Origin of the sequence: Pseudomonas fluorescens (assembly GCF_902497785.1) — a bacterium.
Classification (GTDB): Bacteria; Pseudomonadota; Gammaproteobacteria; order Pseudomonadales; family Pseudomonadaceae; genus Aquipseudomonas; species Aquipseudomonas fluorescens_BO.
In genome coordinates, this window is sequence record NZ_CABVHK010000014.1 from 185,934 (window position 1) to 200,766 (window position 14,833).

General features: G+C 60.6%; 8 protein-coding genes. 5 read left to right on the plus strand and 3 right to left on the minus strand.

Going from position 1 to position 14,833, the window contains the following annotated elements; all coding sequences use genetic code 11:
* Positions 1-78: 78 nt before the first annotated feature.
* The 3 genes from F8N62_RS21375 to F8N62_RS21385 all read right to left on the minus strand — a co-directional run bounded on the left by F8N62_RS21375 (position 79) and on the right by F8N62_RS21385 (position 5,335).
* The gene (locus tag F8N62_RS21375; protein WP_150712543.1) at positions 79-3,174 is read right to left on the minus strand and encodes an efflux RND transporter permease subunit; all 3,096 of its coding nucleotides are present in this window, start codon (positions 3,172-3,174) and stop codon (positions 79-81) included.
* Entirely contained in the window at positions 3,171-4,349 is a 1,179-nt protein-coding gene (locus tag F8N62_RS21380) for an efflux RND transporter periplasmic adaptor subunit (RefSeq protein WP_224791391.1), read from the minus strand. Before F8N62_RS21380 ends, F8N62_RS21375 begins: the two co-directional genes overlap by 4 nt.
* Before the next feature lie 545 nt (positions 4,350-4,894).
* Positions 4,895-5,335 carry a YkgJ family cysteine cluster protein gene (locus tag F8N62_RS21385; RefSeq protein WP_150712544.1) on the minus strand — a complete coding sequence of 147 codons (441 nt, stop codon included), beginning with the start codon at positions 5,333-5,335 and terminating at the stop codon, positions 4,895-4,897.
* Between the two features lie 259 nt (positions 5,336-5,594).
* Between F8N62_RS21385 and F8N62_RS21390 the strand changes: the two genes are divergently transcribed.
* The 5 genes from F8N62_RS21390 (at position 5,595) to F8N62_RS21410 (ending at position 14,666) form a co-directional block, all read left to right on the plus strand.
* Complete coding sequence (locus F8N62_RS21390) at positions 5,595-8,045, plus strand: glycogen/starch/alpha-glucan phosphorylase (RefSeq protein ID WP_150712545.1); 2,451 nt, start codon at positions 5,595-5,597, stop codon at positions 8,043-8,045.
* Positions 8,046-8,205: 160 nt separating this feature from the next.
* Positions 8,206-11,439, plus strand: coding sequence for a DUF2339 domain-containing protein (locus tag F8N62_RS21395; RefSeq protein ID WP_150712546.1), 3,234 nt, complete (start codon positions 8,206-8,208; stop codon positions 11,437-11,439).
* Entirely contained in the window at positions 11,436-12,809 is a 1,374-nt protein-coding gene (locus F8N62_RS21400) for a DUF3999 domain-containing protein (RefSeq protein WP_150712547.1), read from the plus strand. Before F8N62_RS21395 ends, F8N62_RS21400 begins: the two co-directional genes overlap by 4 nt.
* Before the next feature lie 241 nt (positions 12,810-13,050).
* Positions 13,051-14,061 carry a class 1 fructose-bisphosphatase gene (locus F8N62_RS21405; protein WP_150712548.1) on the plus strand — a complete coding sequence of 337 codons (1,011 nt, stop codon included), beginning with the start codon at positions 13,051-13,053 and terminating at the stop codon, positions 14,059-14,061.
* Between the two features lie 2 nt (positions 14,062-14,063).
* Complete coding sequence (locus F8N62_RS21410) at positions 14,064-14,666, plus strand: DUF924 family protein (protein ID WP_150712549.1); 603 nt, start codon at positions 14,064-14,066, stop codon at positions 14,664-14,666.
* The last annotated feature ends 167 nt before the right edge of the window (positions 14,667-14,833 follow it).

The window sequence follows — 14,833 nt, forward strand, 5'->3', positions numbered from 1 at the left end:
TTAGTTAGCTGACAAAAAAACGCCCCCGACCGCAAGGTCGGGGGCGTTTTTGTTTGTGCGCCGAAAAGGCGCTGCCCGTCATTCGGCTGGTTGCAGACCGATCTCCTGCTGACGCTTGCCTCGATGGAACAAGCGATCAAGCGCCAGAAATACCACCGGCGTCGTCAATAAAGTCAGGACCTGGCTGAGCATCAGTCCACCCACAATGACGACGCCGAGTGGCTCGCGCAATTCCGCGCCAGTACCGAAGGCGAGCATCAAAGGTACGGCGCCAAACAGGGCCGCCAGGGTGGTCATCAAGATTGGCCGAAAGCGCGCCAGGCAGGCCCGATGGATCGCTTCCTGCGCCGACAGGTTATGTTCGCGTTGCGCCTGCAGGGCAAAATCGATCATCAGAATGCCGTTTTTCTTGACGATGCCGATCAGCAGAATCAGGCCGATCAATGCCATGATCGAAAAATCCAACTGCCACGCCCAGAGCAACAGCACCGCGCCGATACCGGCCGAAGGCAAGGTGGAAAGGATGGTCAGTGGATGCACCAGGCTCTCATAGAGCATGCCAAGAATGATGTAGACGGCGATCAGCGCAGCAAGGATCAGAAACGGTTGGCTGGCCAGTGATGACTGGAATGCTTGAGCGGAGCCCTGAAAGGTGCCGCTCACCGAAGCTGGCATGCCGAGCTCGCGCTGCATGTTTTGTAGCACGGTCACTGCCTCACCCAACGCGACGCCCGGGGCCAGGTTGAACGACAGATTGGCCGCCGGCCGCATCCCGTTATGATTGATCACGACGGGGCCGCTGGTGGGCGGCTCAATCCGCGCAAACGCCAGCAAGGGAACCATCTGGCCGGTCAGCGGCGAGCGCAAATGCAAGTAGCTCAGGCTCTCGGTGTTGCCCCGTTGTGCAGTGCTCAATTCCAGCACCACTTTGTATTGATTGACTTCGGTCTGGTACTCGGAGATTTGTCGCTGTCCGAATGCGTCATACAGCGCGTTGTCCAGGTCTCTTGCGGTGAAGCCATAACGTGCAGCTTCGTCACGATCCAGCGTGATCCGTGTGATATTGGCATCCAGTTGCAGGTCGTGGGACACGTCACGGAACAATTGACTGGTCCGCAGTCGATCCGCCAGCGCGGTGGCCCAGGTCGCCAGTTCGTCGCTGCTCTGCGCCAACAGTACGTACTGATATTGAGCCCTGGGCTGACCCGCGCTGAGGTTGATGTCCTGAACGGCGCGCAGCGATACCCGGATGCCCGTTACCGTCGCCAGTTGCGGGCGCAGCCGGTCGATGACTTGGCTGACGGTTTCGTCCCGCTCGCCTGGGTCGTTCAACACCAGCCACATCCGGCCATTACTGATCGAGTCGGTCGTGCTACCTCCGACGGCATGGTTGTACGTAATGATGGCCGGGTCTTTGCTGAATATCGCCTCCAGTTCTTTGTGCTTGGCGACCATTTCCTCATAAGAAATATCCGCAGACGCCTGGGTGAATCCCATGATGAAAGCTGTGTCCTGCAAGGGGAAAAACCCCTTGGGGATGATCGTGAAGCTGGCAACACTGAGCATCACGCTGCCCAGAAAAATACCCAGCATGCAGCGCTGGTGCCCAAGCGCCCAGTTCAGCGCATGCTCATAACGGACGCTCAGCCAGAAGAAGAGGCCCTTGTCCGGGTGTGAATGAGGCTTGGGTGCTTGCATGAACAGAGCGGCCAGCGTCGGCGCCAGCGTCAGGCAGACCACCACCGAAATGACGAGGGCGGCTACCAGCGTCAAGGCGAACTCGCGAAACAAACGCCCAACCACACCGCCCATGAACAGCAAAGGAATCAGGGCGGCAATCAATGACACGCTGATGGACACGACCGTGAAGCCGATCTCGCTGACGCCCTTCAGCGCAGCCGTGCGTTTGTCTTCACCGAGCTCCAGATGACGATGGATGTTTTCGATCACCACGATGGCGTCGTCAACGATGAAGCTGACGGCGATGACGATGGCCACCAGTGTCAGGTTGTTCAGGCTGAACCCCGCCAGGTACATCACCGCACAGGTCGATACGAGGGATACCCCGAGCACCGTTGTGACGATCAGGGTCGCTGACCATTGCCGCAGAAACAGCGCCATTACGCCGATCACCAGAATAATGGCGATCACCAGCGTCAGCTGAACTTCGTGCAATGACGAGCGAATCGTGCGGGTGCGATCGTTCAAGACCTCAAGCGTCATGTTCGCCGGCAACGCGGCCTGGAGGCTCGGCAGGGCATTCTTGATGGCGTCGGCCGTTGCGACGATGTTGGCGCCCGGCTGGCGGCGGATCAGCAGTGACACACCGGACTGGCCGTTCGGCCAGCTTTGCGTGTAGTCGTTTTCCGATCCCATCGAGACACTGGCCAGATCTCGCACCCGCACAGCGGCGCCGTTGCGATAGGTGACGATGACGTTCTCATACTCCACCGGCTCGAACAGTTGGTCATTCACCTCCAGATTCGAGGTTCGATGATCACCGAACAGCGCGCCTTTGGGCAGATTGACGCTGGCTTGCTGCACCGCCGTGCGGATGTCGGCCAGGGTCACTCCGGCTGCCGCGAGTACCTCCGGTCGGGCCTGGATGCGGATCGCCGGTCGACGTTGGCCGATGACGTTGATCAGGCCGACGCCCTCCAGTTGACTGAGCCGCCGCGACAGTACGGTCTCGGCAAAATCGCTGACTTCGATCAGCGACAGCGTGTCCGAGTAGGCGCCGATGATCATGACGGCTCCATCCGCCGGGTTCACCTTGCGCCATGTCGGCAGGCTGGGCATGTCGGCGGGCAGGCGCGCGGAGGCGGTATTGATCGCCACTTGCACCTCCTGAGCGGCGGTGTCGATATTTTTGTCGAGGCTGAATTGCAGCGTCAGGGTCACTTTGCTCAGCGCGCTGGTGGAGGTCATTTCGGTGATGCCCGAGATCGAGCTGAGCTCAACTTCGAGTGGCGTTGCTACCGAGGACGCCATGGTTTGAGCGCTGGCGCCGGGCAATGCGGCAGTGATCTGAATTGTCGGAAAATCCGCCTCGGGCAGCGGAGCGATCGACAGGCGCAGGTAAGCAATGACCCCAAGCAGGACCATGGCAAGACTCAGCAGGAGGGTGCCTATCGGGCGATTCATGCACCAGGCGTAGACATTGCGATCAGTCATCGGAGCGTGCTCCGGTCGGCGACCGTTTCCTGAGCAGCCTCTGCGGATTGAACAATCTTGACCGTCGCCCCCGAAGTCAGCCGCGAATAGCCGTCAGTGACAATCTGATCACCGGCCTCCAGCCCATCGACTACAGCTATTTCTGTATCCGCGTACTCGACCTGCACCGGTTGCGCGAATGCCTTGCCGTCACTGATGCGCCAGACAAACGCACTGTGCGCTCCCTGACGCAGCGAGCGCTGCGGCACCACCAGAGCATCTGGAAATGTGCCGGCCTGGAGATTGATCACGATTGACTGGTCCGGCCATAACCGGCCAAGTGGGTTGGCAACGGTGCCTTTGATTCTCACGGTACCGGTATCGGCGGAAACCCGATTGTCGATCAACTCCAGGCGTCCCTCTCCCAGCAGTGTTCCATCGTGTGCGGAGTGGGCTCGAAGGACCGCTGATGAAGTGTCAGGACGGTTCATCAGCGCTTGCAGTTGCGGGAGGCGGGACTGAGGCAAAGCGGATTCGATGCTGATGGGGTCCAGCTGTACGACCGAAAACAGTGCTTGAGCGTCACTGGCCCTCACGTAGCTGCCTTCGTGAACATTGCGGATACCTACGCGGCCGTCCAGAGGGGAGTGAATGCGGGTATGGGTCAGCTGCACCTGGCTGGCCAGCACCGTGGCATCCTGGCTCTTGATCGTCGCTTGCAATTGCGCAACCAGCGCCAGTTGCTGGTCGAGGATCTGCGCCGAAACAGCGTTGATGCTGGCGAGCTCGCGGTACCGCTTGAGGTCAAGCGTCGCCGACACCAACTGCGCCTGGGTGACCGCGCGCTGAGCTTTGGCATGCTCCAGCGCCGCGGCAATGCCTCGATCATCCATACGCGCCAGCAGCTCGCCTTTCTTGACGAACTGTCCTTCGCTGACCGGCAGCTCCAGCAGCAGTCCATCCACCTGCGAGCGGATATCGACGCTGCGCAGTGAGCGTACGTAACCGATGGCGTGGATCAGGACAGGAACGTCCCGGCGGCCAACCTCGGCCGTCGTGACAGGCACCGACGCGGGGGACGGAGCGGTCGCGGTTTGGCTCGGCCATAGCCAGTAAGTTGCACCACCGGCGATCATCAGGCTGCCCAGCGATAACGATACGCTGAGCAACGTCCGGTATATTTTAAAGTGTGGCATGTTGGCAGTGTCCTTTCTAAAAACATCGCGCTAATGGATAACTTTATAAAAAGGGATGGCGTGAACAAGCGGATGCCCGACATCGGGTTGTCTGGATTTCATCATTCATTTCTTATTATTTAGTCGGCAGTAAGGAGAGCTTTCGCGGGCGCTCAGCTTCATTCGACTTTATTACGCCAGGATTAAAGTTCTTTGTGGGAGCGAGCTTGCTCGCGATGAATAGGAGGGTGGCGCAGTTATTCAGGCAGTACGCGTTAGCGTTAACGTCCATCGCGAGCAAGCTCGCTCCCACAGGGGGTGGCGTACGCTGGGGCGCATGGGTGTTGCTGATGATTAGTTGTCGAGTTGTGTCGAGTGGCAAATTTGTAAGTTTGTAAGTTTGTGCAACTTGGTTGGTCGCGGTATTACTGTAGGAGGGGATCAGCAAATGTTGATAAGAAAAGTTTCAGATTATTCCTACGGGAGGTCGGGACTTTACTTATATGAATATTGATCAATGGCAAACTTCACGTTGTGCAAAAACGTGAAGTTCAATTCATCGGCGATCAGAACTTTTCCAATGGCCGACGACTGCTGCTGGTCTCGCGCGCCACTTCTTTGGGCTTATACGCGCAATACCCTGGTCGCGGTCCGATCTTTGGGTGATTGCGGCAAGTGTCGGGGCGCTTTTCATAAATAGTGCACAGACGGCTCTTACGATCCAGGTACAGGCAATCGTTGTTGCTCATGCGCTGGAGGGTGAAGATTTCGGACTTCTGGTTGTACCGCTCGACGATGCCTTCTTTTTGCAAGCGCTTGGCGATGTTCTTTGCCGGCTCGCCGCGCTCGAACTCGTCGACAACGCCGATGCGGATCAGATCCTTGATCTTGGCTTCAACCGGCAGCGTGCAGCAGCTGGATACACAGGAGCCGCACATGGGCGCAGAATATTTGGCCCAGGTATCGAGGCGATCGATCTCTGCGGCGGCGATCAGGTTGGGCTTCATCATCGGTTGTTACCAGCGCGTGCATCAGGGCGCGCGATCATACCGGGACTGGTGGATTTTTGAACAACCTTTCGCCAGATTTTTTCCGGACCGGGCAAAAAACAGGGGTTATCCGGCACGAGCCCTGCATTCTTTCGTGCACGCGACAACGTAATGTCGAGCTATTTCGCCTTAACAGGGAAAACTGCCGAACCAGAGTTACAACGGCCTGTCAGACCGTCTAGGCTCAACTACTTCACGCTCGCTCGAGGTCCTATCGATGACTCAAGAACCACTTGTTCGCGAAGCAGAGGTGGCCGCATTTCGCGACGCCGTCTTGACCAAACTCACCTACGCGGTGGGCAAAGACCCGGATCACGCCTTCGACCACGACTGGTTCGAAGCCATTGCGCTGGCAGCGCGCGATCACATGGTCGAGCACTGGATGGACCACACCCGGCAGATCTACCGCAAAGGTCAGAAACGGGTTTACTACCTCTCCCTGGAATTTCTCATCGGCCGGCTGCTCTACGACAGCCTGAGCAACCTCGGCCTGCTGGACGTCGCTCGCGAAGCCATGACCGAACTCGGTGTCGACATTGAGCGCATCCGCCTGCTGGAGCCCGATGCGGCTTTGGGCAACGGCGGCCTCGGTCGTCTGGCGGCGTGCTTCATGGAAAGCATGTCGACCCTCGGTATTGCCGGTCACGGCTACGGCATTCGTTACGAACACGGCTTGTTCCGCCAGGCGATTGTCGATGGGTGGCAACAGGAGCAGACCGAGCACTGGCTGGATTTCGGCAACCCGTGGGAATTCGAACGGCCGGAAGTGGTTTACCCGATCGGCTTCGGCGGCAGCGTCGAAACGGTCACCGACGAAGCCGGCAAGACCAAGCAAGTCTGGACGCCGGTGGAAACCGTACGGGCCATCGCCTACGACACCCCGGTGGTCGGTTGGCGCGGGGCGAGCGTCAATACGCTGCGACTGTGGCGTGCCCGTGCGATGGAAGATTTGCACCTCGAACGCTTCAACGCCGGCGACCACTTGGGCGCGGTAGCGGAAGTGGCCCGCGCCGAAAGCATCTCGCGCGTGCTCTACCCGGCGGACAGCACTGAAGCCGGTCAGGAATTGCGCCTGCGTCAGGAATATTTTTTCGTTGCCGCGTCCCTGCAGGATTTGCTGCGCCGGCATCGCAACATGCACACCTCGGTGCTGACCCTCGGTGATCACGCGGCGATCCAGCTCAACGACACCCACCCCTCGATTGCCGTGGCAGAGCTGATGCGTCAACTGGTCGATGTCTACGACGTGGCGTGGGATGCCGCGTGGCAGGTCACCGTCGACACGCTCTCGTACACCAACCACACGCTGTTGCCCGAAGCACTGGAAACCTGGCCGGTCGGCTTGATGGAACGCATGCTGCCAAGGCACATGCAGATCATTTACCTGATCAACGCCCAGCACATCGACTCGCTGCGCGCCAAAGGCATCCACGACTTCGACGTGCTGCGCGCGGTGTCGCTGATCGAGGAGGACAACGGGCGCCGCGTGCGCATGGGCAACCTGGCGTTCCTCGGCTCCCACAGCGTCAACGGCGTGTCCGGTCTGCACACGCAGTTGATGCGCAAAACCGTATTCTCCGAACTGCACAAGATCTACCCGGATCGCATCAACAACAAGACCAACGGGATTACCTTCCGCCGCTGGTTGTATCAAGCCAACTCGGAATTGACCTCGATGCTGGTCGATGCCCTCGGTCCGCAACTGTTGGACAACGCCGAAGAACGCCTGTTGGAGCTGGAACCGTTTGCCGAGAAACCGGCGTTCCGCAAAGCGTTCGCCGACCAGCGCCTGCACAGCAAAAAAGCCCTCGCTTACATCATTCACGAGCGCCTTGGGGTCGCGGTGAATCCGGCCGCCATGTTCGACGTGCAGGTCAAACGGATCCACGAATACAAGCGCCAGTTGCTCAACTTGCTGCACACCGTCGCGCTGTATCAGGCCATTCGCGCCGAGCCGGAAATCGACTGGGTGCCGCGGGTGAAAATCTTCGCCGGCAAGGCGGCGGCCAGTTATCACCAGGCCAAACTGATCATCAAACTGACCAACGACATCGCCCGGGTAGTGAATAACGACCCGACTGTGCGCGGCTTGCTCAAAGTGGTGTTCCTGCCCAACTACAACGTCAGCCTGGCGGAAAGCATTATTCCGGCAGCGGATTTGTCCGAGCAGATTTCCACCGCAGGCTTCGAAGCCTCGGGCACCAGCAACATGAAATTCGGCCTCAACGGCGCGTTGACCATCGGCACGCTGGACGGTGCCAACGTGGAAATGTGCGAGCGCATTGGTGCCGAGCACATGTTCATCTTCGGGCTCAGTGCGCAGCAGGTTGAAGCGCGCAAACAGAATCATGAGTTCAATGCGACGCCGGACATTGCTGCATCCCATCGACTGAATGACGTACTGCAAGCAATTCGCGGCGGGGTGTTCTCGCCGGATGATCCTTCGCGTTATGCCGGTTTGATCGATTCGCTGATCGACTATGACCGCTTCCTGGTCTGCGCCGATTTCGATTCCTACTGGGACGCGCAAATGCGCGTTGAGGCGCATTGGCACAATTCGAACGAGTGGTGGCGTTCAGCGGTGTTGAACACGTCCCGGATGGGTTGGTTCTCGTCGGACCGGACCATTCGCGAGTACGCCACTGATATCTGGAAAGCGTTGGAGTAAGTCCGCGATCGGCTCGATATACTGGCGCCGGGTAAAGATCGCAGCCTTCGGCAGCTCCTACAGTCATACGCCGGCGTAGGAGCTGCCGAAGGCTGCGATCTTTGCTGTATGGGCTGCGCTAATCTTCTCGGATTGGCCACTGCGCTTAGGGATATCGACCATGCAATGGATGTTCATGCTGATTGGGCTGGTGCTGGGCTGGGTACTCGACGAGTCGTTCAGCGACGCGTTGTTGGGCGCGCTGCTCGGGTTGGGTATCGGCCAGGCCATTCGTATCAGCCGCATGGATTCGCAGGCGGCTGAGCAGCGCGGTCTGCTGGAGCAGGCGCAAGTGGCGCTGAGTGCAGTCCAGCAACGCCTGGCTTTACTGGAGGGCGTCAAGCTCGCGCACCACAGCGAGCCGATTGCCAAGGTGTCGGTTCCGAGCGAACCCGCCACTTCACCCGTTTTCATACTCGAAGAAATCCCCGTGTCGACCCCGGAATTAATCTGGGAGCTTCCACCCGAACTCGAACCGATCAACGCAACGACGACGCAAACCCGCCGACCGCTGCCCGACGATGCCTGGAAACCCGAGCCGGCCCAGCAACCCGTCGTCCCGCGCGGCCCGAATGTCATCGAGCGCGCCATCAGTGGCGCACGCAATTGGCTGTTCGGTGGCAACACCGTGCTGCGCGTCGGCGTGGTGCTGTTGTTCCTCGGCCTGGCCTTCCTGCTGCGCTATGCCACTGAAGGCATGGTGGTGCCGATCGAATTGCGTTACGCCGGCGTCGCGGCGGCAGCGTTGGGCCTGCTCGGTTTGGGCTGGTGGCTGCGTCATCGCAACAACAACTATGCGTTGATGCTGCAAGGCACCGCGATTGCCGTGTTGTACCTGACGGTGTTCGCGGCCATGCGCTTGCACCCGTTGCTGGATCCGACGGCAGCACTCGGTCTGTTGGTGGCCGTGACGGTGTTCTCGGCGATGCTGGCCATCACCCAGGATTCAATGGCACTGGCATGCGCCGCGGCGCTGGGCGGTTTCGCCGCGCCGATCCTGACGTCTACCGGCGCCGGCAACCACGTCGCGCTGTTCAGTTATTTTGCCCTGCTCAACGCCGGCATCCTCGCCATCGCCTGGTTCAAGGCCTGGCGGTTGCTCAACGTGATCGGTTTCGTCGGCACCTTCGGCATCGGTTTCGCCTGGGGTCTGCGTTCGTACACACCGCAATTGCTGTGGAGTGCCGAGCCGTTTCTGATCCTGTTTTTCCTGATGTACCTGGCCATCGGCCTGTTGTTTGCGCGACGCAAATTGCGCGAAATGAGCGACGCACCCGAGGACGACAGCCGCGAGGCGCTGCTGCGCTGGTCGGCGCGCAAGGGCGATTACGTCGACGGCACCCTGCTGTTCGGCCCGCCGCTGGTGGGGTTCGGGTTGCAATTTGCGCTGGTCCAGCATCTGCAGTTTGCTGCAGCGTTCAGCGCCCTCGCGCTGGGTTTTATCTACATGGGCCTGGCGCGCTTGCTGATGGGCGGGCGGGCGCTGCTGCTGGCGGAAACCTGTCTGGCACTCGGCGTGATCTTTTCCAGTCTGGCGATTCCGTTGGGGCTTGATGCGCGTTGGACCAGCGCTGCCTGGGCTGTCGAAGGCGCGGGGATTTTCTGGCTCGGTCTGCGTCAGCAACGACCGCTGGCGCGTGCCTTCGCCTTGTTGCTGCAACTGGGTTCGGCGCTGACGTTTCTCAGCGAACTGCGGGCCGGCGAAAGCAGCCTGCTCGACGGCGCGCCTTTGGGCGCATTGATGCTCGGCGTTGCGTTGCTGTTCAGCTTCCATCAATTGCACAAAGCCTCCCCCGGGCAGACATCGGAATGGGAACGCAAAGGGATGCCGGTGTTGGCCTGTCTCGGCCTGACCGTCCTCTATCTGCTGGCGCCGTTGTTCTTCCTCGCCCACGGCACGGCGATCAGCTGGGCGCTGGCCGGTCTGGTGACATTGTTTGTCGGCTTGCGCCTGCCATCGCGGACCTTCCTGTTCGCCGCGTTTGCGGTGCAGTTGCTCGGCGGCGCAGCGTTCCTGTTGGCCGGTCCGGATGTTCTCGGGCCGCTGGCCAGCGAAGGGCTGAAACCCTTCGCGCACGGCGGTTTCTGGACACCGTTGGTAGTGGGCCTGGCGGCGCTGGTCGGTGCGTGGCGCTTGCAGCTGGGCAATCATGCCTCGGCGTTTGATGGCCTGAGTTTGCAGCGTTTGTCCGAGGTCCTGCTGGTGTGGGGCGGCGGATGGTGGACACTGGCGTGGGTCAGCGAAGTGCTGCGTTTTGCCCCGGTGAATGTTCAAGCGACGTTACTGCTGGCGGTCGCGGCAGTCAGCGTTGCGCTGTGGGCGGTGTTGGCGTTGCGCCTGAAATGGCCATCGCTGGGCTTGCTCTGCACCGTGCTGATCCCTGCGGCAGGGCTGGTGCTGCTTGCGGCGTGGCACTCGCGTTACCACCCGGCGGCCAACTTTGGTTGGCTCGCCTGGGCAGCGGTGTTTGCCGTGCATTTCATCTCGCTGCGGCGGTTGGCGCCGATGTTGCCGGCGTGGGCCTTGAGCACGGCTCATGTGCTCGGCGGCTGGCTGCTGATCGGGGTGCTGGCGCTGGAACTGCGTTACGGCTTGCTGTTGATGTCCGAGCAGTACAACGCCTGGCGCTGGTTGGGTTGGGCGATTCTGCCGAGCCTGTATCTGGTGCTGATGGCTGCGCCGCGCGCCTGGCCGTGGCCGGTGTCGGCTTATCCGCGCGAATACCGGGTGTATGCGGCGGCACCGCTGGCGGTGTTGATGCTGGGCTGGTTCTGGTTGGCGAATATCGTCAGCGACGGTGCCGCCGAACCCTTGCCCTACGTGCCGCTGATCAACCCGTTGGAATTGGGGCTGCTGTTTGCGCTGTTCGGCGTGTACGTCTGGGCTCGCAGCGCGGTATTGCAGATAGCGATCCGCAAGGACACTTTCGATCACGCCACGCAACTGATTGTCGGTGTTTCACTGTTTGCGTTCTTTACCGCGCTGGTGAATCGCACGGCTCACCATTGGGGCGGCGTACCGTTCGAGCTGGATTTGCTGCTCGCGTCGATGCAGGTGCAGGCCGGTCTGTCGATCGTCTGGACCTTGATGGCGCTGAGTCTGATGATCGGTGGCCATCTGCGCCAGCGTCGCGAAGTCTGGCTGATTGGTGCGGCGCTGATCGGCGTGGTGGTGGCCAAACTGTTCTTTGTCGAATTGAGCAACCGCGGCGGCCTGGCGCGGATCGTTTCGTTTATCGGCGTCGGGGTGCTGCTGTTGGTGGTGGGCTATTTCGCCCCGCTGCCGCCCAAGCGTGCCGAGGCTAGCGCGGAGCCTGAAAAGCCGGCCCCGCACACCGAAGGAGTGTCGTCTTGAGTCAGAAGCTGAACCTGGTCTGGTTGGGCGCTGTGGCGATGGGCATCGCGTTGTCCGCTTCCGCCCAGGAAAAACCGACGGATTTCGCCACGCAAGTGCCGTTGACCGTCAGCGGAGAAGGGCCTTGGTATCGCCTCGAATTGCCGTTGGCAGTGCAATTGAATGCACGCCAGACCGACCTGAGCGATGTGCGGGTCTTCAACGCTGCGGGGGAGGCGCAGGCCTACGCTCTGGCGCGGGAGACCGCGAAAACCGGCGAAAACCGCCTCACGACCGACGTCAAATGGTTCCCGCTGTACAACTCGGCGGACGCCACCGAGCGCGCGCCTAGTGTGCGGGTGCAATCCAACGCCAACGGCACGCTGGTCGAGGTGCAGCCGTCCAGCCAGCTGGAGGCGGGCGAAGAAGTGCTGCGCGGCTGGTTGCTCGACGCCAGCGCCATCAAGGCACCGTTGCAGCAGTTGATCCTCGACTGGACCAGCGAGCGCGACGGCTTTCAGCATTTCAGCATCGAAGCCAGCGATGACTTGCAGCACTGGCAGTCGTGGGGCGAGGGGCAGGTGGCGCGGCTGACGTTCGCCGACGAGCGGGTCGAGCAGCATGAAGTGGGTCTGCCGGGGCAGTCGGCGCGTTACCTGCGCCTGCTTTGGAGCACGCCGTACTCGGCGCCGACACTGACCTCGGCGCAACTGGAAAGCGCCACCAGCCGCAGCCTGCCGTTGCCCTTGGTCTGGTCGCAACCGGTGGCCGGCAGCAGCGTGAAAGCCGGGGAATACACCTGGCAATTGCCGAGGGGGCTGAACGTCGAGCGAGTGCAGGTGGCGCTCAATCAGCCCAACAGCCTCGCACCGGTGACCTTGGCCGGTCGTCGGGAAAGCAGCCTGCCGTGGCAGTCGCTGAGCAGTGGTTTGCTGTATCGCCTGACCCAGGGCGGCCAGGACGTGGTGCAGAACGAATTGCAGTTGCCGGGGCAAACCGTGCAGCAGCTGAAATTGACCGTGGATGAGCGCGGCGGCGGACTGGGCGCCGAGGCGCCGACGGTGAGGTTTGCCGTGCGTTCGACGCAACTGGTGTTTCTGGCGCGTGGGGCTGGGCCTTACGCACTGGCGTTGGGCAGTGCGACGGTGAAGGCGGCGAACCTGCCGTTGTCGACGCTGATTCCGGATTACAGCGCGACGAAGTGGGCCGCGTTGGGAAAGGCGACGGTAGCGGGCGGGGTGGTGGTGACGCCGCCGTCTCCCGTCACTTCGACCGCGCAGTCCGAAACCAACTGGAAGACATTCGGCTTGTGGGCGGTGTTGCTGCTGAGTGTGTTGTTCCTGGCGGCGATGGCGTTCAGTTTGTTGCGTAAACCCCCAGCCAACACTTGAGAATGCTGGCGCTGCGCGCCATTCGCGAGCAGGCTCGCTCCCACAGGTGTACGCATTTCAAATGTGGGAGCGAGCCTGCTCGCGAAAGCGCTCTGCCAGCCGGTAAAAATGTCCATTGCGAGCTACGCTAAACCCGGCACATGAACTCTATTGGGCGTATCACGTCTGATAGGAGGAAATGCGCCCCGACTCGCGTTAAACTGCGCGGGTTTTTAGCCCCCCCATTCCACCGGAGCCTTCCATGTCCCGCGTTACCCTGAGTCGCTATCTGATTGAGCAGACCCGTAGCAACAACACCCCTGCCGATCTGCGTTTCCTGATCGAAGTGGTGGCGCGTGCGTGCAAAGAAATCAGCCACGCCGTCTCCAAAGGCGCCCTCGGCGGTGTTCTGGGCAGCATGGGCACCGAAAACGTGCAGGGCGAAGTGCAGAAGAAACTCGACGTGATCTCCAACGAGATCCTGCTTGAAGCCAACGAATGGGGCGGTCACCTGGCCGGCATGGCGTCCGAAGAAATGGACAATGCCTACCAGATCCCGGGCAAGTACCCGAAAGGCGCGTACCTGCTGGTATTCGACCCACTGGACGGCTCGTCGAACATCGACATCAACGCACCGGTCGGCACTATTTTCTCGGTGTTGCGTTGCCCGAGCGAATACCTCAGCCAGAACGAAGCCCTGAACGAAAAGGCCTTCCTGCAGCCAGGTACCGAGCAGGTAGCTGCCGGTTATGCCATCTATGGGCCGCAGACCATGCTGGTGCTGACCCTGGGTGATGGCGTCAAAGGCTTTACGCTGGACCGTGAAATGGGCAGCTTCGTCCTGACTCACGAAGACATCCAGATTCCTGAGTCCACTCAGGAGTTCGCGATCAACGCATCCAACCAGCGTCACTGGGAAGCTCCGGTACAGCGCTACGTCGACGAATTGCTGGCGGGCGAAGAAGGCCCGCTGAAAAAGAACTACAACATGCGCTGGGTCGCGGCGATGGTTGCCGATGTGCATCGCATCCTGACCCGTGGCGGCCTGTTCATGTACCCGCGCGATAGCCGCGAGCCGTCGAAGCCGGGCAAACTGCGTTTGATGTACGAAGCCAACCCAATGTCGTTCCTGGTTGAGCAAGCGGGCGGCGCGTCCACCGACGGCCACCAGCGTATCCTCGACATTCAGCCGGAAGGCCTGCACCAGCGCGTCGCGGTGTTCCTCGGTTCGAAAGAAGAAGTCGCACGCGTCACGGCTTACCACAAGGAATAAACATGAGCGCGCCCTGGCAGCCGTTGCTCGACTGGTGGTTCGGATCTTTCCAGACCCCCAACGAAATAGCGGCTGAGCAGGGCACGTTATGGTTCGGCAAGCGCGACAGCCAGGACCTCGAAGCGCAAACGCGTTTCGGGGACTGGGTCGAGCAGGCACTGGCCGGCGGTTTGACCGAGTGGGCGCAACGCCCCGACGGTTGGCTGGCCCTGGTGCTGCTGCTGGATCAACTCCCGCGAATGATCTTTCGCGAAACGCCAAAATCCTTTTCGGGCGACCTCAGGGCTCAGGCACTGGTGGCGCAAGGCATTGCAGCGGATTTCGATCGCCAGTTGCAGCCGATTCAAAGGGTGTTCATCTACCTGGTGTTTGAGCATTGCGAGAATCTGGCGGTGCAGAACGAGGCCGTCTCCCGGTATATCGACTTGGTGGCGCAACAGCCGGAAGGCGAGCGGAAACTCTTCACCGACTATCTGAGCTATGCCGAAAAGCATCAGCAGGTGATTGCGCGGTTTGGACGGTTTCCACACAGGAATGCAGTGTTGGGCAGGGAAAGTACGGCTGAGGAGTTGGCGTTTCTGTCGACGCCTGGGTCACGCTTCTAATTCTTCGTTGTTGCTGATGCTGCCTTCGCGGGCAAGCCCGCTCCCACAATGATCTTCAGTGGTCACAACTTTTGTGTACGACAGAGATCCCTGTGGGAGCGGGCTTGCCCGCGATGAGGTCAGTGAGTGCGCCTTAAATTCTGAAGCTACCCACCAACTGTTTAAGC